We start from the raw sequence: 20,096 nt of genomic DNA on the forward strand, positions 1-20,096 counted from the left end.
CGTCGAGGGAGACCTCAGCAGTCGAAGTACATGGCGAACTCGTGCGGGGTCGGGCGCAGACGCACCGGGTCGACCTCGTTGGCCCGCTTCCAGCCGACCCAGGTGGAGATCAGGTCGGGCGTGAAGACGCCGCCGTCGAGCAGGTAGTCGTGGTCGGCCTCGAGCGCGTCGAGCACCTCCGGCAGCGAGCCCGGCACCTGCTTGACGTCGCCCCACTCCTCCGGCGGGAGGTCGTAGAGGTCCTTGTCGATCGGGGCCGGCGGCTCCATCTTGCTCTTGATGCCGTCCAGGCCGGCCATCATCATCGCCGAGAAGGCGAGGTACGGGTTGCTGGACGGGTCCGGCACCCGGAACTCGACCCGCTTGGCCTTGGCGTTGCTGCCGGTGACCGGGATGCGGGTGCAGGCGGAGCGGTTGCGCTGCGAGTAGACCAGGTTGACCGGGGCCTCGTAGCCGGGCACCAGCCGACGGTACGAGTTGACCGTCGGGTTGGTGAACGCCAGCAGCGACGGGGCGTGGTGCAGCAGGCCACCGATGTACCAGCGGGCCATGTCCGACAGGCCGGCGTAGCCGGTCTCGTCGTAGAACAGCGGCTCGCCGTTGAGCCAGAGGCTCTGGTGGGTGTGCATGCCGGAGCCGTTGTCGCCGAAGAGCGGCTTCGGCATGAAGGTGGCCGTCTTGCCGTTGGCCCAGGCCTCGTTCTTCACGATGTACTTGAAGAGCTGGAGCTGGTCACCGGCGTGCAGCAGGGTGGAGAACCGGTAGTTGATCTCCGACTGGCCGGCGGTGCCGACCTCGTGGTGCGACCGCTCCACGGTGAAACCACCGTCGACCAGGCGACGCACGATCGAGTCACGCAGGTCGGCGTAGTGGTCCACCGGCGGCACCGGGAAGTAACCGCCCTTGTACGCGGTCTTGTAGCCGCGGTTGCCGCCGACCTCCTCACGCCCGGTGTTCCACGCGCCCTCGACCGAGTCGATGTAGTAGAACGACTGGTGCGCTGAGGTCTCGTGGCGGATCGAGTCGAAGATGTAGAACTCGGCCTCGGCACCGAAGTACGCGGTGTCGGCGATGCCGCTGGCGGCGAGGTAGGCCTCGGCCTTCTTGGCCACGTTGCGCGGGTCCCGGGAGTAGGCCTCCCGGGTGAACGGGTCGTGGATGAAGAAGTTCAGCGCGAGGGTCTTCTGCGTGCGGAACGGGTCGATGAAGGCGGTCGCGACGTCCGGGAGCAGGAGCATGTCCGACTCGTGGATCGCCTGGAAACCGCGGATCGACGAACCGTCGAACGCGAGACCGTCGGTGAAGACGCTGTCGTCGAAGGACTCCACCGGCAGATTGAAGTGCTGCATCACGCCGGGCAGGTCACAAAAACGTACGTCGACGAACTTTACGTCCTCGTTCTTGAGGTATCGCAGGAGTTCCTCGGGATTGGCAAACACACGTCCTCCTGGCACGTCCACTCCGGTGGCTGGGCTCTGGCGACGCTATGACCGTGGGGTTGCTCGCCCGTGTCTCCAATGTTTCTGCCGTGTTACGCCGCTAGCGGAGCGTCATCTGCGCCGCTCAGTACCCACCCGGTTGTCCGTTCGGACGATACCGGCTGGAGCACTGTATCGCCATTCGATGTGATTAGACCGAATTTGCATAAACTGCTGGAACGCCCTGCCCGTCCACCTGGTGACCGGTCGGCCCGGTCAGCCCCCGGTCGGCGTCGGGCCGGTGCTGACTACCCTTGACCGTCGTGACGAGTACGCCCGCTGCGGCACCGGTGCCGCCCGCCGCCGACCCCGCCTTCACCCCGCCGAGCCTCGGTCGACGGTTCGGGGCCCTGGTGATCGACTGGGTGCTCTGCCTGCTGGTGTCAAACTTCTTCGCCGACCCGGTCCGCGACGGCTGGGCCCCAGTGGTGGTGCTCGTCGTCGAGTACGGCTTCTTCCTCGGCCTCTTCGCCCAGACCCCCGGCATGTGGATCACCCGGCTGCGCTGCCTCGACTGGTCCGACGGCGGTCGGCTGGGGATACCCCGGGCGCTCCTGCGCGGCCTGCTGCTGGCCCTGGTCGTACCACCCCTGATCATGGATGAGCAGCGCCGTGGCCTGCACGACCGCCTCACCGGCGCGGTCATCGCCGACGCCCCCCGGACCACCGGCTGATCACACCGGACCACCTGTTCGCGCCGGATCACCGCGCGATCGCACCCGGCCGCCCTGACCGCATCGGCCCGTCGGATGCCCCGGTCGCCCCGTCGCCCGTCGCCCGTCGGCCCGTCGCCCGTTGCATGCCCCCATCGCCCATCGCCGTCGTATGCCCGCGTCGTCCGTTGCATGCCCGCGTCGCCCCGCTGCATGATCGCGCTCGATCCTTGTTGTCAACACCGTTGCGTTAGGTGGAACGGCTGTTCGTCAACCACCGCTGCCTCGCCGATCATGGAGTTGTGGCGGGGAACAGAACGCCCGTAAAAACCCCAAAGTCGGCACCACCACTCCATGATCGCCGAGCGGGCCCACCCCGCTCCCCGATCGGGCACTTCCTGTCCCGGGTTGACCAGCCGCCCACGGCGTTAACGCAACGGTTTGTCCTTGTTGTAGTGGTCTCGCGGCAGTCGGATGCCACTACAGCAACGATCGAGCGCGGTCATGACGTGGTTGATCTCTTCCGCGGCGGGATCACGCGGCAGGCGCGGCAGGCGCGGGTGGGCAGGGGCGCGGAGGTGTAGGCGCGGAGGGCGAGTGGCCGGCCGTGGGACGGCGCGGGCCTCCGAGGCCGAGCGGCGTAGGGGTGCCGCGTCCGGCGGTAGGGTCAGCGGCCCCGCGTCTGGCGGAACGCGCGGCCCGGGGGCCGCATGTTCTTCGGGATCGCGCCCTTGGGCATCTGCGGGCGGGCGGTGAGCGCCTTGAGCCGCTTGTCGAGCGAGTTGACGTCCTTGCCGTTCAGGGTGCGCGGCAGCCGCATCAGGGTCATCCGCAGCTTGCGGATCGGCAGCTCACCCTCGCCCTGGCCGATCACGTAGTCGTGCAGCGGCGCGGAGCCGATCACCTTGGCCAGCCGGCGCTTCTCCTGGCCCAGCAGGCCCCGGACCCGCTGCGGGTTGCCCTCGGCGAGCAGGATCACGCCGGGCCGGCCGATCACCAGGTGCACCATGTCCATCTGGGTGGTGGAGCTGACCGCCGGAGTGACCCGCCAGTCGCCACGCATGCTCTCCATGATCTGCGCCGCCGCGCCGGGCTGCCCCTCGGCGGCGTTCATCATCGCCTTGTTGGACCGCAGGTTGAGCACGATCAGCACGGCGAGCAGGGCGAACAGGATGCCGATCGGCAACCACAGCCAGCCCCAGAGGATCACCGCGACCACGGTGAGCGCGAGCGGGATCAGCACCGCCCCGGCGGCCAGTGGCGCGAACCACCTGTCCTGCTTGGCGGTGAACTTGAACACCATCCCGATCTGCTTCAGCCGCTGGCCGAACGAGACCTTCTCCTGGGGCTTTGCCATGCCGCCGAGTCTAGTGCTCCCCGCCGGGACGGATGATCCCCGGCCGGTGGTGCGGTCGGCAGCACCCCCCGGGCGGCGGTCAGCCGGTGGGCGAGCGGTCCCCGGCCGGTGGTGCGGTGCGCGGGCGGGGCACCACCGGGGCGGCGCGACCGGTGCCGCTCTCACCGGTGCCGCTGCGAGCGGAGCCGGTGCTCTCGGTGCCGCCCTCCTCGTGGTAGTCCTCCTCGACGTTGACCGACCAGACGTCGTGGTCGGTGCCGTCGAGGATGTTCTCCGCCGTCAGCATCGCGGTGAGCATCGAGTGGTCCTGGTTGTTGTACCGGTGCATGCCGTTGCGACCCACCGGGTGCACGTTCGGTACGGCCTCGGCCAGCCAGCGGCGGATCACCTCGACGGCCTCGCCGTAGCCCTCGTCGTAGACCGGGTAGGCCTTCGGCATCCGCACCACGTACCCGGTGGTGACCGAGCCGGGGCTGACCAGGCCGAGCCGCTCCAGCTCGGCGGTGCCGAAGGCGACCAGCTCCGGGTCGGGGGTCGACCACAGCTCGTCACCCTCGTTGACGAAATACTCCAGGCCGAGGCAGGTGCCGCCGTCACGGACCATCTCCGGCGACCAGGCGCCGAAGTTCTGGATCCGGCCGACCTTCACCCCCGGGGTGTGTACGTAGATCCAGTTGTCGGGGAAGCTGGCCTCGGCGGGCACCACCAGCGCCACGGTCAGGAAGTCCCGGTACCGCAGCAGGTCGGCGGCGTCGCGCACCGCCGCCGGGGCGGGCGGGTCCATCGCCCGGACCAGGGCCGAGATCGGCATGCTGGACACCACGTGGTCGGCGGCGATCCGTCGCTCACCGGCCGGGCCGTCGACGGTCACCGCGACCGCCCGGTCGTCCGCACGGTGGACGGTGCGTACCGCAGTCTCCAGATCGACCGTCCCGCCGGCCTTGACCACCAGTTCGGCGCAGCGCTCCCACATCATCCCCGGGCCGAGCCGGGGGTAACGGAACTCCTCGATCAGGCTGGTCACGTCGTTGCCGCCCCGCTTGGGCAGCAGCGCACCGCGGATCGCCGCACCGAGGGAGAGGTTGCGGATCCGCTGGGCCGCCCAGTCCGCCTGCAGCTCCGTCGCGGGAATGCCCCACACCTTCTCGGTGTACGTCTTGAACAACATCCGGTACAGCCGGGCCCCGAACCGGGCCGACACCCAGCCCTCGAAGTGGGTCTGGTCGGCCGGCGGACGCACCCGCGCCCACAGGTACGACCCGACACACCGGGACGCCTCCAGCACCCCCAGGTTCTTCAGGGCGTTGCCGGCCCGCAGCGGATAGTCGAACAGCCGTCCCTGGTAGTGGATCCGGCTCATCCGGGGGCGCAGCAGGAAGTCGTCGTCGGAGAGCAACTCGTGCCAGAACGCCTCGACCCGGGACACCTTCGTGAAGAACCGGTGCCCGCCGATGTCGAACCGCCAGCCCTCCCGCTCCACGGTGCGGCTGATCCCGCCGACCACGTCGTCGGCCTCGACGACCTCCACCGGGGCGTGTCTACGGGTCAACTCGTACGCGGCGGTCAGGCCGGCCGGGCCGGCGCCGATAACAACCGTGTGCGGCTGCGCCATTAAAGACACCACCATCGATGATTTGAGGGTCGGGGCTGGCGGAATCTAACACGATCTCGCCCTGCTCGGGGAGTGCCCACGGGTCGACCCGGATCATCGGTTGGCTGCCCCTTGCGGGCGTCGCCGACGTCTGGGAAGATCGACACACTCGAATGCCCGGCGGTCGCCGCCGTGGCCGGTGGAATCCTGGGGCGTGGCCCGGTGGCGTCCGGGGGTCAGCCGACCGTGACCGTGGCGTCCTGACGGGCCGTCAGGGCCTGCTGGTAGAGCCGCCCCGCGCGGTACGACGAGCGCACCAGCGGCCCGCTCATCACCCCGGCGAAGCCGATCTCCTCGGCCTCCTCGCGCAGCTCGACGAACTCCTCCGGCTTGACCCAGCGGGTCACCGGGTGGTGCCGGGGGGTGGGGCGCAGGTACTGGGTGATGGTGATCAGCTCGCAGCCGGCCTCGTGCAGGTCGCGCAGCGCCTGGGAGACCTCGGCCCGTTCCTCGCCCATGCCCAGGATCAGGTTGCTCTTGGTGACCAGGCCGTCGGCGCGGGCCTGCCGGATCACGTCCAGGGAGCGCTCGTAGCGGAACGCCGGCCGGATCCGCTTGAAGATCCGGGGCACCGTCTCGACGTTGTGCGCCAGCACCTCCGGCCGGGCGCCGAACACCTCGGCGAGTTGCTCGGGGACGGCGTTGAAGTCGGGGATCAGCAGCTCGACGCCGCAACCGGAGCGCAGGGCGTGGATCTGCCGGACGGTCTCGGCGTACAACCACGCGCCGCCGTCGGGCAGGTCGTCGCGGGCCACACCGGTGATGGTGGCGTAGCGCAGCCCCATCGTGGCGACCGACTCGGCGACCCGGCGGGGCTCGTCGGCGTCGAACTCGGCTGGCTTGCCGGTGTCGATCTGGCAGAAGTCACAGCGCCTGGTGCACTGGTCGCCGCCGATGAGGAAGGTGGCCTCCCGGTCCTCCCAGCACTCGTAGATGTTGGGACAGCCGGCCTCCTGGCAGACGGTGTGCAGTCCCTCGCGGGAGACCAGCCCGCGCAGCTCGGTGTACTCCGGCCCCATCTTGGCCTTGACCTTGATCCACGGCGGTTTGCGCTCGATCGGCGTCTCGGCGTTGCGCGCCTCGATCCGCAGCATCCGTCGCCCCTCGGGGGCGACCGTCGCGGAGCGCGTTGCCTGCTGGCTGGTCGGCGCGGAGTGCTCGATCGTCACAAAAACGAGCCTACGCCCGACGGCGGCGATCGATGCACGTCGGGCGACCGGCGTCACGTCGCGGGTCTTGTGACACCGGACACCGGAGGGCCGAAAAAGTGCGTTACACGCCGCCGGGGCGGGTGCTAGCGTGCCGGCAGAGCTGTGACGGAGCCGAGTACCGCCCCGATCCGCCAGTGCAGAGAGCCGCCGGTTGCTGGAAGGCGGTCTGACGCCGGGGCGCGAAGACCCTCCCGAGCCGCGGGAAGAACGGCGTGTCCACGCGCCCAGTAGAGCCCGCCCGGCTGGCCCCGGTGAAAAGGCGACGAATGAGGCCCCGGCTTCGGCGGGGGCGAAGGTGTGGTGGCACCGCGAGGTTCCCGCTCGCCCACACCTCCCGGGGATCGCGTTGCGATCGATCGAGGAGGTAACGCCGTGCAACGCATCCTGTCCTCCCACCTGCCCACCCGTGTCGGCGAGACCGTGCGGATCGCCGGTTGGGTGCACCGCCGCCGGCTGTTGAAGTCGGTGGCCTTCCTGATCGTCCGGGACGCCGCCGGCCTGACCCAGGTCGTGGTCACCGACCCGGCCGTCCGGGCCGCCGTGACGGCCCTGCCCGAGGAGACGGTGGTCGAGGTGGTCGGCACGGCCACCGCGAACGGCACCGCGCCCGCCGGGGTCGAGCTGACCCACCCGACGGTACGACCACTCGGCCCACCCGCCGTGCCGCCCCCGTTCGACCTGTACCGGCCGGTGCTCACCGCGACCCTGCCCACCCAGCTCGACCACGCGTCGGTGGCGCTGCGTCACCCGACCCGCTCGGCGGCGCTGCGGATCTCGGCGGCGGCGGTGGCCGGCTTCCGGGCAGCCCTGGACGCCCGCGACTTCGTGGAGGTGCACACCCCCAAGGTGGTCGCCACGTCGACCGAGAGCGGGGCGAACGTCTTCACCCTGGACTGGTTCGGCCGGCCCGCCTACCTGGCCCAGTCGCCGCAGTTCTACAAGCAGCTGATGGTGGGGGTGTTCGAGCGGGTCTACGAGGTGGGGCCGGTGTTCCGGGCCGAACCGCACGACACCGTCCGGCACCTGGCGCAGTACACCTCGCTCGACGTCGAGTTGGGCTTCGTCGTCGACCACCGGGACGTGATGGCGGTGCTGCGGGACACCCTCGCCGGGATGCTCGCCGAGGTGGCCCGGCGGGCCGGTGGCGCGGTGGCGACCCTGGGCCTGCCCCTGCCCGGGGTGCCGGTCGAGATCCCGGCCGTGCACTTCACCGAGGCCCTGCGGATCGCCGCCGCACCCCCCGACGAACCGGACCTGGCTCCCGCCCACGAGCGGAGACTGGGGGAGTGGGCGCGCACCACACACGGCTCGGACTTCCTCTTCGTCACCGGGTACCCGATGGCGAAGAGGCCGTTCTACACCCATCCCGACCCGGCCCGCCCGGCGTACTCGAACGGTTTCGACCTGCTCTTTCGCGGTGTGGAGCTGGTGACCGGCGGGCAGCGGCTGCACCGCCACGAGGACTACCTGTCGGCGCTCGCGGCACGCGGCGAGCCGGTCGGGCCCTACACCGGGTACGTCGACGCGTTCCGGCACGGGATGCCACCGCACGGTGGTTTCGCGATCGGTCTGGAGCGGTTCGTGGCCCGGCTGGTCGGTGCGGCCAACGTCCGGGAGGTGACCGCCTTCCCACGCGACCTGCACCGGCTGACCCCCTGAGCCGCCGAGCCTCCGCGCGACCGGGCTGGGCCTGGCCTGGCCGAGCTGGGCTGGGCCTGGTCGATTCGGGCCGGGCCGGGCCGGGCCGGGCTGGGTGGGCTGGCTGGGTCGGGCTGGGGTGGCGTGCCGAGGATGCTGGCAAGCGGTCGGCCGCCTGCCGTGCCGGCCTGCCTGGTCGCCCACCGGGCGTCGGGCCTGACACCCGCATATGCCCCGGTCAGGCAAGCGGCCTGACCGGGGCACGCGGTCAGCGGTGGGGAAGTCGGTACGGCCGGGGGTGGGAGGGGGCAGCAGCCTGGCGGATGCCGGTCGCGGTGGATCTGCGACGGCTCGACGGGGCCACAGGGGCAACAGGGGCGGCGGGGTCAGGCCGTGCCGAGAAGGTCCCAGCGGTTGCCGGCGATGTCCCGGAACACCGCCACCCGACCGTACGGTTCGGTGCGCGGCGGCTTCACGAACTCCACGCCGGCGTCGACCATCCGCCGGTGGACGGCGTCGAAGTCGTCGACCTGGAGGAAGAAGCCGACCCGGCCGGCCACCTGGTCACCGACCGCCGCCTCCTGCCGCTCGCCGTCGGCGCGGGCCAGCAGGATGCCGGTCTGCCCACCGGGCGGGCGGACCACCACCCACCGCTTCGGGCGGCCGTCGTTGGTCAGCGACGGCGCGTCCTCGACCAGCTCGAAGCCGAGGATCCCGGTGAAGAACGCGATGGCCGGGTCGTAGTCGGCGACGACGAGGGTGACGAGGTCGATCCGCACCGGCTCAGCCGAGCAGGGTGGGCAGGTGCCGCTCCACCACGGGGAGGACGTCGGCCACCGGGACCGGGCGGCCCAGCTCGGCGGTGAGCGAGGTGGTGCCGGCGTCGGCGATACCGCAGGGCACGATCCGGTCGTAGTACGACAGGTCGCAGTCACAGTTGATCGCGAAGCCGTGCTGGGTGACGCCACGGGCGACCCGGATGCCGATGGCTGCCACCTTGCGGGCCGGGCCCCGGTCGTCATCGGGCACCCAGACCCCGCTGCGCCCCTCGACCCGGCCGGCGGTCAGCCCGAACTCGGCGCAGACGTCGATCAGCAGTTGCTCGGTGCGGCGGACGTAGGCGACCACGTCCACCGGGTCGGGCAGCCGGACGATCGGGTAGCCGACGAGCTGCCCCGGACCGTGCCAGGTGATCTTGCCGCCCCGGTCCACGTCGACCACCGGCGTGCCGTCCATCGGCCGGTCCCACGGCTCGGTGCGCTTGCCGGCGGTGTAGACGCTCGGGTGCTCCAGCAGCAGCACGGTGTCGCCACGCTCGCCGGCCACCACCTCCGCGTGCAGCCGTCGCTGCTCGTCCCATGCGGCCGGGTAGTCGACCACACCGGCCCGGACGGCGGTCACCCCGGAAGTCGTCACGCTCACCCCACCACCCTAGCCCCGCCCGCCCGTGACCCGACCCGTGAGCCTCGTCGCGTCGGCCAGGGGGCAGGACGGCCAGCGGGCGGGGAAGGGCCGGCCGGCGGGGACGGTCAGCCGGCGGGGAAGGTCCAGAGCCAGACGTCGTCCACCCGGCGTGGCTCGCCGAGCAGCGCGGTGGCGGTGCGGCGCAGGGCGTCCTCGTCGAGGTCGTACTTGGCCCCGTGCACCTCGTCCGGGAGCACGACCGCCTCGACCCCCCAGTAGCGGAGGTCGGCCCGGGAGAGGCGGATGCTGCCCTCGGTGACGATCGGCACCAGCCCGGTCCGGCCGGCCTGGTCCATCAGGGTGTCGAAGGTGCGCGGCGGCGGGCCGATCCGACCCCGCCCGTCCGGGCCGCCGGGGCCGAGGAAGAAGCCGGCGGGCAGCCGGAACTCACCCTGCCGGTGCGCCAGCGCGTACGCCTGCCAGCGCTGGCCGTCGGGGGTGACGTCGAGGGTCAGCGGGATCGGGGTGAGCACCCCGCCGGGTGAGACGTACTGCCGCCAGGTGCCGGCGGTGACGAACTCCGGCACCGGCGGGCGGACGCTGGTCAGCAGCGGGGTGGGCAGCAGCGGCAGCAACGCCGCCGCGAAACCCACAGCCCACATCGAGGCCGCCGTCCGGCCCGGCGGCCTCGCCCGCAACCGGTCCACGGTGTACGCCAGCAGCACCCCGATCACCGGGGCGACGACCAGGGCCAGCCGGGACGGCAGGGCGGCGTTGACCACCGGCAGGTTGTCCAGCACCCCGAAGGGCAGCAGTTGCCCGGTACGTCGCCCGTTCCACTGCGCCAGCGGCCCCCAGGAGAGCACCGCGAAGACCACCGCGGTGACCCCGAGCGCGGTCAGCGTGGCCCGCCGGCCGGGACTGGCCCGTCGCCACAGCAGTCCGAAGCAGGCCACGGTGAGCAGCAGCAGCGGCAGCCCGAAGAAGCTGTTCTCCTCGGTCGGGTTGGGCGCCAGCGAGGTGTCCAGCCCGGCGGCCCCGGCCAGCGACCGGCCCGGGTACGCCCCGAACGCGGCGATGTCCTCCGAATGGATGACCGGGTCGAAGCCGGTGCCGTGGAAACGCTGCGGCCCGGCGAAGTGCAGCCACAGCGGGTACGCCAGCAGCACCCCGGCGACCAGCGCGGTCACCGCCAGCCCGCGCAGGAAGTCCGGCAGCGCGGCGCGGGCCTGCGCCCGGCGGGCCGGGTGCACCGCCCAGACGCCGAGGAAGACGGCGATCGCCAGGGCGGTGAAGAACAGCCCCTCGGCGGCGATCGAGAAGGCCACCGCGACCAGCACACCGAGCACCAGCCCGCCCCGCCACCAGCGCCCGGGTCGGCGTAGTGCGAACACCGCCGCCACCAGCAGCGGCACGAGCCAGCCGGCGGTCCAGTTCAAATGGGCGTTGGCGTGCGCGACCATGCCGGGGGAGAAGGCGACGAACAGCGCCCCGACGCCCGCCGCGAGCCGGCTGCCGACCAGGTGCCGGGAGAGCAGCCAGTACCAGGCCAGCGCGGTGGCGGCCAGGTTGAGGGTGAGGATCACCAGGAACGTCGCCGGCGGTCCGATCAGGTACGTCAACGGCGCGAAGACCACCGCGTACACGGTGATCGAGGTGTTGACGGCGAGGTTCACCCCGTCCGGCACGTTGAGCAGGTGGGTGAAGAGCGGGTTCTCCCCGTGGGTGACCGCGTGTCCGCCGAAGGCGAGCAGCCACTCGAAGAGCGCCTGGTCGCTGGAGTTCACGGTGATTGCCCGCTGGTTGGGGTCGCGCCACAGCCCGCTGGTGACCCAGACCGCCAGCGCCACCGCGACGATCACCACGATCAGGTCGGCCCGTCGCCCCCGGCCGGTGCCCGGCACGGCGGTGGGTGGCTGGTCGGCGGCCAGGGTCGGGGAGGTCGGCACGGAGCGGACGTTACCAACCGGAACTGGACCCACCGGCCGGACCCGCGACCCCGACGCCGGGCGGGAACCGCCCGGTCGACCGCTACATCGGCGAGGACAAATGTGTGAACGGCGGCCATGTCGCCACTTCGCAACACGGACGTAACGTCGCGGCCATTCGGGGTGACCCGGTCCACATTGTCGACAGGAGGCCGTCATGCGTCGCCGTTCCTCCCCGCTCACCCGGCTCGCCGGAGCGTTCGCCGCGACCGTGCTCGCCGCGACCGCCCTGGTCACCGCGGCGGCACCCGCCCAGGCCGCGACCCTGACCCAGGTCACCGGCTTCGGCAGCAACCCGGGCAACCTGGCCATGTACGCGTACCGCCCGGACGGCCTGCCGGCCGGCGCGCCGGCCGTGGTGCTGCTGCACGGCTGCACCCAGAACGCCGCCGGCTACGTCGCCGACTCCGGCTGGCAGAAGTACGCCGACCTGTGGAAGTTCGCCCTGATCGTGCCCCAGCAGTCCACCGCCAACCAGGCCCTGACCTGCTTCAACTGGTTCACCGAGGGGGACGTCACCCGAGGGCAGGGCGAGGCCCTGTCGATCCGCCAGATGGTCTCCCACGCCACCTCGACCTACGGGCTCGACGGCAGTCGGGTCTTCGTCAGCGGGCTGTCGGCCGGCGGGGCGATGAGCGCGGTCATGCTCGCCACCTACCCCGAGGTGTTCGCCGCCGGCTCGGTGATCGCCGGACTGCCGTACCGCTGCTCGCCGCCGGCGTCGACGAGCGTCTGCCAGTACAGCGGGGTGGACCGGACCCCGGCGGCCTGGGGTGACCTGGTCCGGGCCGCCTACTCCGGCTACACCGGCCGGCGGCCCCGGGTGGCGATCTGGCACGGCACCTCGGACAGCACCGTCGTGCCGGCCAACGCCGTCGAGTCACGCGACCAGTGGACCGACGTGCTCGGCGTGTCGCAGACCCCGACCAGCACCTCGTCGCTGCCCGCCGGCACCAGCCTGGAGGTGTACGGCGACGACGCCGTCCGGCTGTACCGGGTCGCCGGGATGGGCCACGGCACCCCGGTCGACCCGGGAGCCGGCACCGACCAGTGCGGCACCGCGACCTCGTACTTCCTGGACACCATCTGCTCGACGTACCGTGACGCCCGGTTCTTCGGCCTCGACGGCGGCACCACCCCCACGCCGAGCCCCACCCTGACCACCCCGCCCACCGCGAGCCCGACCCCCACCGCGACGCCCGCGCCCACCTGTGTCACCGCCAGCAACTACGCCCACGTGGTCGCCGGCCGCGCCTACCAGTCCGGTGGCTACGCCTACGCCCTGGGCAGCAACCAGCGGATGGGCCTCTACAACACCTTCTACACCAGCACCCTGAAGCAGACCGCCCCCGCCAACTGGGTGGTCGGCTGCTGAGCAGCCGACCGGCCAGTAGGCGCGGGGCGCACCCCCGCCACCCACCTGCTCAGTCGGTGAGGGCGGCGTGCAGGGCGGCGGGGAGCGCCGGGAGGGTCCACCCGAAGCCGGTCCGGGTGAGCACGGCGGGGAGGACCCGGGTGCTGGTCAGGGCCTCCTGGGCGAAGCCGCCCAGGGCGACCTTCAGGGCGAGCGCCGGGATCGGGACGATCGCCGGGCGGTGCAGCTGGCGGGCCAGTTCCCGGGTGAACTCGGCGTTGGTGACCGGGTTCGGGCCGACGACGTTGACCGGGCCGGCGACCTCCCCGGCGGTCAGCAGGAACACCGTGGCGTCCAGCCAGTCCCGCAGCGAGATCCACGGTAGCCACTGCCGCCCGCTGCCCAGTCTGCCGGCGATGCCCAGCTTGAACGGCAGCAACTGCGGTTTGAGCAACCCGCCGTCGCGGTGCAGCGGCAGACCGGTCCGCAGCCGCACCACCCGTACCCCGGCGTCCTCGGCGGGGCGGGTCGCCGCCTCCCAGACCCGGCACACGTCGGCGAGGAACCCCTCACCCGCCGGGGCGTCCTCCTCGACCACCCGGTCGCCGGTGTCGCCGTACCAACCGACCGCCGAGGAGTTCAGCAGCACCCCGGGCCGGTCGGCCGCCGGCAACCCGGCGATGGTGACGGCCAGCGTGGTGGTGCTGTCCACCCGGCTGGACCGGATCACCCTGCGGTAGTCGTCGGTCCACCGCTTGTCGCCGACCCCGGCCCCGGCCAGGTTGACCACCGTGTCGGCCCCGGCCACCACGGCCGGGTCGAGCTGCCCGGCGGCCGGGTCCCACCGCCGTTCGTCGGGGGTGCGCGGCGGCCGCCGGACCAGCCGGGTGACCTGGTGCCCGTCGCCGGTGAGGCGGTCGACCAACCGGGTGCCGAGGAAGCCGGACGCACCGGCCATCAGGATCCGCATACCCCCATCTTCGGGCACGCGGACGGATCCGGATGCGCCGACGCGGGCCGACTCAGCCGGCGGGGACCGGACGCAGGTCGGCGAGGAGCCGCTCCACCTCGGCGAACGCGTCCGCCGGCAGCGGGCCGAGGGCGAGGGTGGCGAAGTTCTCCCGCGCCTGCGCCACCGTCCGGCAACCGGGGATCGGCAGCGTCCGGGGGCTGCGGGCCAGCAACCAGCCCAACGCCCCCTGGGTGAGGGTACGGCCGTCCGAGGTCAACGCCGCCCGGATCGCCTCCACCCGGGTTGACCACTCGGGGGTGGGCCGACCGTCGCGGAACCAGACCAGCCACTCCGGTGCCCGCCCCCGCACGTCGTCCGCGCCCACCGTGCGGGTGGCCCCGGTGAGCAGGCCCATCGCCAGCGGCCCCCGGTTGAGGCTGGCCAGGTCGAACGCGTCGCAGACCGAGAGCAGCTCCGGATTGTCGTTCAGCACCGACTCGTCGTGTTCGACCGCGATGCAGTGCGGCCCGGCGTCGGCGAACACCCGCGCCGACTCCGGGTTGTCGGTGCTCCAGCCGTACCCGCGGATCTTGCCCTGGGTGACCAGGCCCTCCAGGGTGTCGACCAGGTCGAGAGCGGCGGACGCCGGCAGGTCGTTGAGGTGCAGCAGGTAGAGGTCGACATGGTCGGTGCCGAGCCGGCGCAGCGACCCCTCCAGGCTGGCCACCGCGTATGCCGGGCTGGCGTCGACGCCGAGCGCCCGCCGGGTCGCCTCGTCGGAACGGTTGCCGAACTTGGTGGTGATCACCGCCCGGTCCCGCCGGCCGGCCAGCGCCCGGCCCAGCACCCGCTCGCTGTGCCCGGCACCGTAGTTGCTCGCCGTGTCGAAGAGGGTGACACCCAGGTCTAGGGCGTGGTGGATGGTGGCGACCGACTCGTCGTCGTCCACCTCGCCCCAACCGAACGGCTGGCCGTCGTCGCCCCACAGCGGGCCGCCGATCGCCCAGCACCCCATGCCGATCGCGCCGACCTCGATTCCGCTGCGGCCCAGAGTCCGTGTCATCGTCATGCCGACAAGTCTTCAACCTGGAGTGCGCTCCAGGTCAAGCCTTAGGATCCGGGTCATGTATCCGCCCTCGGAGGCTGCCCGGCGCAGCGGGTTCAGCCTCGACACCCTGCGCTATTACGAGAAGATCGGCCTGCTCAGCGGCATCGGACGCACCTCGGGTGGCCGTCGGGTCTTCACCGACGAGGACCTGAGCTGGCTGCTGGTCTACCGCTGCCTGCGCGACACCGGTATGCCGATCGCCGAGATGTGCCGCTACGCCGAGCTGTCCCGCGCGGGGGAGCACACCATCGGCGCGCGGCAGGAGCTGCTGGAACAGCACGCCGCCCGGGTCGAGGAACAGTTGAGGCTGCTCCAACGGCAGTACGACCACCTGCGCGAGAAGATCCGCTTCTACCAGGGCATCACCGCAGCAGGCGGGTCAGGACCGGGGTGAGCGGGTCGAGGGCGTCACGGCGTACCACGAAGCGGGTGACGCCCCAGCGGCGCCGGTGTGCCGCGACCGCCGCGACGATCTCGTCCACCGTGCCGATCAACACGAACGGGGTGGCCAGCAGCTCGGTGACGGTCAGGCCCACCCGGTCGGCCTGCTCGGCGGCGGCGGCCCCGGCGTCGTCGGTGACCACCACCGTCTGCACCAGCGCCTCCAGCGCGGGCGGGGTGTCCCGGCCGACCGCGCCGGCGGCGACGTGCGCGAGCTGGGCCTCGATCTGGTCGGTCCGCCAGCGCGCCTCGTGCCGGTGACCGTCGGCGAGGGTACGCCCGAAGCCGGTCAACCCGACCACGTCGGCGTGCGCGCCGGCCCAGCGCAGCAGCGTCGAGTTGGCGGTCCCCATGGTCAGCGGGATGCGGTCCTGCACGGGTCGGGGCGAGGTCAGCCGGGCCTCCCGGGCGACCAGGTCGGGGGAGTCGACGGTCACCGGGGAGCCGTCGAGCAGGGCGCGGACCGCCTCGGCGACGGCCACGCAGCGGCGTACCCGGCCGGCCACGTCGGGGCGTACCCGGCCGACGGCGGCCCACTCGGCCGGGGTGTGCCCGGCGCCGACGCCGAGCCGGGCCCGGCCACCGGAGAGCAGGTCGAGGGTGGACACGTCGGCGGCGAGCAGGATCGGTTCCCGGACGCCCAGGTTCGACACGTACGAGCCGAGCCCGATCGTGGTGGTCACCGGCGCGGCGGCGGCGAGCGCGACGAACGGGGACGTCACGGCGCCCGGGTGGTCGGCGGCGAGCAGGGCGTCGAAGCCGGCCGCCTCGGCCCGGCGGGCGAGCGCGATCCAGCTCGCCGCATCGGTCGGGGTGGCCTGGAGTGAGAAGACGGTCACCGGGCAAGCTTCGCCGTCGAGGGCCGTCCCGGCCATCCCGTACGCCCGGATTCTGCCAACCGGAGAATCACCGCCCGCTCTCCCGGCCGGAGTCTGCCGCGCGCCCGTTCGGGCTGTCCGCCCGGCCCGGTGCTCCCGCCTGTCGTGCCGTCGGCCCGTCCCGGTGCTGTCCGTGGGGTCACCAGTCCGGCGGTGGGGTCACCCCGAGCAGTTCCTCGGTGTTGCCGGCCCGGGTGCCGAGCGCGTCGAGGGCGGCGGTGAGGGTGCGTTCCTCGTAGCGGAAGTGCGAGCCGAGGATGGCGGAGAGACCGTCCAGTTCGACGCGTACCCGGTCGAGGGCTGCCGGGTCGTCGACCGGTGGATCGGCGACCAGCGCCTCGATCCGGCGCACGATCCAGTCGACCATGCGATGGTCCCGGCTGAGCTTGTCCAGCACGGGCCGCAGCTCGGGTGCCTCGTCGGCGAGCACCCGGAACGCGCCGGCGTCCTCGCCGGTGTGATGCCGGGTCAGCGCCGCACAGAAGCTCAGGCAGTGGGTACGCAGGTTGCGCAGCCGGCCGTCTGCGAGCCGGCCCGAGCCTGCGGGTGGACCGGCGTCGGCCGGCGGCCCGGCGTCGAGGCCGGCCCGGAGTTGGTCGAGCTCGTCGAGGAGCCAGAGGTGGATCTCTACGAGTTGGTGGCCGAGCGCGGTCAGGCGGTCGGCCGGAGTGGAATCGGGGTGCACGTGTGTCCCATGCTGTCCCGCGCCTCCATGCCCTCGGCGGTCTCCTTGCCGGGTGCACTGCGACGCTGGCATTGATCCTACGACGCGCCGGGCGGGCTGTCCGACCCCTGCAGCGGCGCACCCGGCGTGCTGTCCGGCCGTTCACCCGGCGTGCTGTCCGGCTCATCCTCGTGCCAGCGGGTCCGCCAGGCGGCCTCCTGCGCCTCGTGGTTGACCCGTTCGTCGTGCACGGCCTGGCGCAGGGCCTGCCGGGAACCTCCCAGGGTCACCATCTCCACCGCGATCAGCCCGACGCAGATGACGGTCAGCAGCGCCAGCGCACCCAGCGCCGACAGCCCCGCCGCGACCGGCATGGCGGCGGCGAGCACCACCAGCACGCCGACCCGGCTCCAGCTCAACGTGTGCAGGGTGCGCAGTTGGAACAGCATGTTGCTGGCCAGATAGCAGATCACCCCGCCGAAGAACAACGGCACGGCCGATGCGTGGGCATGCTCGCCGATCCCGCTGGCCGGATCGGTGACCGCGGCGACCAACTCCTCACTGCCGATCGCGAACAGGATGATGCCCGCGATCATCGGCAGGTAGAGGTAGGCGTAGGCGTCCCGGGCCATGGTCGCCCGGCGGCGGCCGGCCGCCGCGTGCAGGGCGATCCGGGCGGCCGGGCCGATCAGGTCGAAGTGTGCCCACCACAGCGCGGCGGTGAAGACGATGCCGAACGTGGCGGCGACGACCCCGGGCCAGGTCACCGGCTTACCGAGGACGTTGCCCCCGACGCCGACCGAGATGATCGACTCGCCGAGCGCGATGATCAGGATGAGGTCGTACCGTTCGGTCCAGTGTTCGGCGGAGGTCACCACCCAGCTCCAGGTGCCGGCGACCAGCCCGGTGCCGTACTGGACCAGCACCACCAGGATCCAGAGCACGTCGCGGACCAGCCCGGCCCGGCCGGAGTCCTCGATCGCCACCGGGGCCAGCGCCGCCGCCAGCAGCAGCACGGTGCTGGCCAGCAGCTCGGGCAGGAAGTGGAGCAGGTGACGCCGGTCCGGCGGGTTGTCCCGCGCAGCACGCAGGAACAGCACCACGTGTACGCCCCGGACGACCACGTAGCTGACCGCCACCACCAGAGGCCCGGCCAGATCGCCCTGTGGAGGGCTGAACGCCTGCGGCAGGGCCAGCGCGAACGCGAACAGGGAGGCCATCGCGGCCACCATCAGCACCGGGACGAAGCCCTCGCCGAGCCGCAGCCGGGTGGCGGCCATGCTGTGCACCACCCAGCACCACCAGAGCACGGCGAGCACCAGGCCGGCGTGCAGCAGCTGCCGGCCGCTGATCTCGGCGGCGGTGGCCCGGGTGATGATGAAGAACGAGACGACGAAGACCAGGTCGAAGAAGACCTCGAACTTGTCGACCCGGGCACCGGGTGCCACGGCCACGGCCGGGCCGAGCCCGCCGTACCGCCGTCTGCCGCCCATTGATTCACTCTGGCAGCGCCGGGTGCGCCCGGGGGCGGGATTCGATTCAACCGGCCGGGTGCCGGCGCAGTCCGGCCGTCGGTGTCGGCAGTCCGGCCGTCAGTGCCGGCGCAGCCCCGCCATCAGCAGGTCGAGCAGGCGGCCGGCGAGGTCGCGCTGCTCCGGCCCCTGGGCCGCCAGGGACATCCCGCTGAGCCCGGCCAGCACGTCTCCCGGGTCGACGTCCGGGCGGATCGTGCCGGCGGCGACGCCGGCCGCCAGCAGCCGGGTCAGCGCGGCCATCAGCAGGTCCCGGCTCTGCGCGTACGGGTTGGTGCCGGCGGCGACCACCAGGCGCAGGGCGTCGGCCATGCCCCGCTTGGTGGCCAGGTAGTCGACGAAGTGGTCCATCCAGGCCCGGGTCGCCTCGGTGGCGGGCAGCCGGGCCAGCAGCTCGTCGGCGGCGGCGCAGAGCTTGGCCAGCTCACTGCGGTAGGCGGCCTCGACCAGCGCCTCCCGGGTGGGGAAGTGCCGGTAGAGGGTGCCGATGCCGACCCCGGCTTCGCGGGCGATCGCGTCCAGCGTCACCGCCGGCCCCTGCCGGGAGAACGCCCGGACGGCGGTGTCGAGCAGCCGCTGCCGGTTGCGCAGCGCATCGGCGCGCATCGGTCGAGGGCCGGTCTGCGGCACGTCGCCTCCTGGGATTGGTGCAGCGGTGTCGGCGGCCGGCACGGTTGCTGCGGTCGTCGGCCGGCTGGCAAACGGAGGAACCTCCGGTTAGGCTCGGCACCTGTAACGGAGGGGCCTCCACTTCTCATCGTAGCGGCCGGGCCGCCCGGCCCACGCCGCGCCGGACAAGGATGGATCATGACCACCAACGCACCAGTCCGCACGCCCTTCGACGCCGGCAGCACCGCCCTGGAGGTGGTCCGGGACGTCGACCTCACCGGCCGCCGTGCCGTGGTGACCGGCGGTGCCTCGGGCATCGGCGTGGAGACCGCCCGCGCGCTCGCCGCCGCCGGGGCCGAGGTCACCCTGGCCGTACGCGACCTCGACGCTGGCCACCGGACCGCCGGGGAGATCACCGCCAGCACCGGGAACGACAGGCTGCTTGTCGCCCCGCTCGACCTCGCCGACCAGGCCTCGGTGGCCGCCTTCGTGTCCACCTGGGACGGGCCGCTGCACCTGCTTGTCGACAACGCCGGCGTGATGGCGTCGCCCGAACGGCGTACCCCCGAGGGCTGGGAGTTGCAGTTCGCCACCAACCACCTCGGCCACTTCGCCCTCGCCACCGGGCTGCACCGCGCCCTCGCCGCCGCCGACGGCGCCCGGATCGTCTCGGTCAGCTCCGCAGGGCACCTGCGTTCACCGGTGGTCTTCGACGACATCCACTTCCAGCAGCGCCCCTACGACCCGTGGGAGGCGTACGGGCAGTCGAAGACCGCCAACGTGCTCTTCGCCGTCGAGGCGACCCGGCGCTGGGCCGACGACGGCATCTTCAGCAACGCGCTGATGCCCGGCGCGATCCGGACCAACCTCCAGCGCCACGTCAGCGCCGAGGAGTTGGCGCGGATGCGGGCCGCCAGCGGTGGCGGCGCGGCCAACTGGAAGACCGTCGAGCAGGGGGCCGCCACCTCGGTCCTGGTCGCCACCTCGCCGCTGCTCGACGGGATCGGCGGCCGGTACTTCGAGGACTGCCAGCAGGCCGGCCCGCACCAACCCGGCACCCGCACCGGCGTCGCCGCGTACGCCCTCGACCCGGCCGCCGCCGAGCGGCTCTGGACGGTCTCCGCGCAGACCCTGCGCGGCTGACCCGTAGGGCAGACCCTGCGCGGCTGACCCGTAGG

At 72.4% G+C, this 20,096-nt stretch carries 18 protein-coding genes; 5 read left to right on the forward strand and 13 right to left on the reverse strand.

The window, feature by feature from the left end; all coding sequences use genetic code 11:
- Positions 1-14 precede the first annotated feature (14 nt).
- Entirely contained in the window at positions 15-1,439 is a 1,425-nt protein-coding gene (glnA, locus tag AC0AIB_RS25010) for a type I glutamate--ammonia ligase (RefSeq protein WP_328344175.1), read from the reverse strand.
- A 302-nt stretch (positions 1,440-1,741) separates the two neighbouring features.
- On the opposite strand from glnA, the gene AC0AIB_RS25015 reads away from it, so the two are divergent.
- A complete protein-coding gene (locus AC0AIB_RS25015) occupies positions 1,742-2,152 on the forward strand; it encodes an RDD family protein (RefSeq protein ID WP_442930644.1) in 411 nt (136 codons plus the stop codon).
- A gap of 646 nt (positions 2,153-2,798) precedes the next feature.
- On the opposite strand, the gene AC0AIB_RS25020 is transcribed toward AC0AIB_RS25015, so the two are convergent.
- The 3 genes from AC0AIB_RS25020 to lipA form a co-directional block, all read right to left on the reverse strand.
- Positions 2,799-3,488: a DUF4191 domain-containing protein gene (locus tag AC0AIB_RS25020; RefSeq protein WP_328344177.1), complete on the reverse strand. Its 690-nt coding sequence runs from the start codon at positions 3,486-3,488 to the stop codon at positions 2,799-2,801.
- Positions 3,489-3,567: 79 nt separating this feature from the next.
- The gene (locus tag AC0AIB_RS25025) at positions 3,568-5,100 is read right to left on the reverse strand and encodes an NAD(P)/FAD-dependent oxidoreductase (RefSeq protein WP_328344178.1); all 1,533 of its coding nucleotides are present in this window, start codon (positions 5,098-5,100) and stop codon (positions 3,568-3,570) included.
- A gap of 215 nt (positions 5,101-5,315) precedes the next feature.
- Positions 5,316-6,365: a lipoyl synthase gene (gene lipA, locus AC0AIB_RS25030; protein WP_328344180.1), complete on the reverse strand. Its 1,050-nt coding sequence runs from the start codon at positions 6,363-6,365 to the stop codon at positions 5,316-5,318.
- Positions 6,366-6,722: 357 nt separating this feature from the next.
- Here lipA and aspS point away from each other — a divergent pair, with 357 nt between their 5' ends.
- Positions 6,723-8,009: an aspartate--tRNA(Asn) ligase gene (gene aspS, locus AC0AIB_RS25035; protein ID WP_465097589.1), complete on the forward strand. Its 1,287-nt coding sequence runs from the start codon at positions 6,723-6,725 to the stop codon at positions 8,007-8,009.
- A 365-nt stretch (positions 8,010-8,374) separates the two neighbouring features.
- On the opposite strand, the gene AC0AIB_RS25040 is transcribed toward aspS, so the two are convergent.
- From AC0AIB_RS25040 to AC0AIB_RS25050, 3 genes are all read right to left on the reverse strand, one after another.
- On the reverse strand, positions 8,375-8,767 hold the full coding sequence (locus AC0AIB_RS25040; RefSeq protein ID WP_328344183.1) for a VOC family protein: 393 nt from the start codon (positions 8,765-8,767) through the stop codon (positions 8,375-8,377).
- Positions 8,768-8,771: 4 nt separating this feature from the next.
- Positions 8,772-9,410: a lipoyl(octanoyl) transferase LipB gene (lipB, locus tag AC0AIB_RS25045; RefSeq protein ID WP_328344184.1), complete on the reverse strand. Its 639-nt coding sequence runs from the start codon at positions 9,408-9,410 to the stop codon at positions 8,772-8,774.
- 107 nt (positions 9,411-9,517) lie between these two features.
- Complete coding sequence (locus tag AC0AIB_RS25050; protein WP_465097590.1) at positions 9,518-11,341, reverse strand: DUF6311 domain-containing protein; 1,824 nt, start codon at positions 11,339-11,341, stop codon at positions 9,518-9,520.
- 196 nt (positions 11,342-11,537) lie between these two features.
- On the opposite strand from AC0AIB_RS25050, the gene AC0AIB_RS25055 reads away from it, so the two are divergent.
- Positions 11,538-12,755, forward strand: a complete 1,218-nt coding sequence (locus AC0AIB_RS25055; RefSeq protein ID WP_465097591.1) for an extracellular catalytic domain type 1 short-chain-length polyhydroxyalkanoate depolymerase — start codon at positions 11,538-11,540, stop codon at positions 12,753-12,755.
- A gap of 49 nt (positions 12,756-12,804) precedes the next feature.
- On the opposite strand, the gene AC0AIB_RS25060 is transcribed toward AC0AIB_RS25055, so the two are convergent.
- On the reverse strand, positions 12,805-13,704 hold the full coding sequence (locus AC0AIB_RS25060) for a TIGR01777 family oxidoreductase (protein WP_328344189.1): 900 nt from the start codon (positions 13,702-13,704) through the stop codon (positions 12,805-12,807).
- Between the two features lie 52 nt (positions 13,705-13,756).
- Positions 13,757-14,755 (reverse strand): aldo/keto reductase, encoded by a 999-nt coding sequence (locus AC0AIB_RS25065; RefSeq protein ID WP_465097592.1) that lies wholly within the window; start codon positions 14,753-14,755, stop codon positions 13,757-13,759.
- A 55-nt stretch (positions 14,756-14,810) separates the two neighbouring features.
- Here AC0AIB_RS25065 and AC0AIB_RS25070 point away from each other — a divergent pair, with 55 nt between their 5' ends.
- The gene (locus AC0AIB_RS25070) at positions 14,811-15,188 is read left to right on the forward strand and encodes a MerR family transcriptional regulator (protein ID WP_465097593.1); all 378 of its coding nucleotides are present in this window, start codon (positions 14,811-14,813) and stop codon (positions 15,186-15,188) included.
- Here AC0AIB_RS25070 and AC0AIB_RS25075 read toward each other — a convergent pair.
- The 4 genes from AC0AIB_RS25075 to AC0AIB_RS25090 form a co-directional block, all read right to left on the reverse strand.
- Positions 15,157-16,074 carry an LLM class flavin-dependent oxidoreductase gene (locus tag AC0AIB_RS25075; RefSeq protein ID WP_465097594.1) on the reverse strand — a complete coding sequence of 306 codons (918 nt, stop codon included), beginning with the start codon at positions 16,072-16,074 and terminating at the stop codon, positions 15,157-15,159. The genes AC0AIB_RS25070 and AC0AIB_RS25075 overlap by 32 nt on opposite strands.
- A gap of 178 nt (positions 16,075-16,252) precedes the next feature.
- Positions 16,253-16,798, reverse strand: a complete 546-nt coding sequence (locus tag AC0AIB_RS25080; protein ID WP_328344197.1) for a hemerythrin domain-containing protein — start codon at positions 16,796-16,798, stop codon at positions 16,253-16,255.
- Positions 16,799-16,875: 77 nt separating this feature from the next.
- A complete protein-coding gene (locus AC0AIB_RS25085) occupies positions 16,876-18,270 on the reverse strand; it encodes a low temperature requirement protein A (protein WP_328344199.1) in 1,395 nt (464 codons plus the stop codon).
- A gap of 99 nt (positions 18,271-18,369) precedes the next feature.
- Positions 18,370-18,939, reverse strand: a complete 570-nt coding sequence (locus tag AC0AIB_RS25090; protein WP_465097595.1) for a TetR/AcrR family transcriptional regulator — start codon at positions 18,937-18,939, stop codon at positions 18,370-18,372.
- Between the two features lie 177 nt (positions 18,940-19,116).
- Between AC0AIB_RS25090 and AC0AIB_RS25095 the strand changes: the two genes are divergently transcribed.
- The gene (locus tag AC0AIB_RS25095; protein ID WP_465097596.1) at positions 19,117-20,061 is read left to right on the forward strand and encodes an SDR family NAD(P)-dependent oxidoreductase; all 945 of its coding nucleotides are present in this window, start codon (positions 19,117-19,119) and stop codon (positions 20,059-20,061) included.
- Positions 20,062-20,096 lie beyond the last annotated feature (35 nt).

It is taken from the genome of Micromonospora sp. DSM 43699 (genome assembly GCF_055517075.1).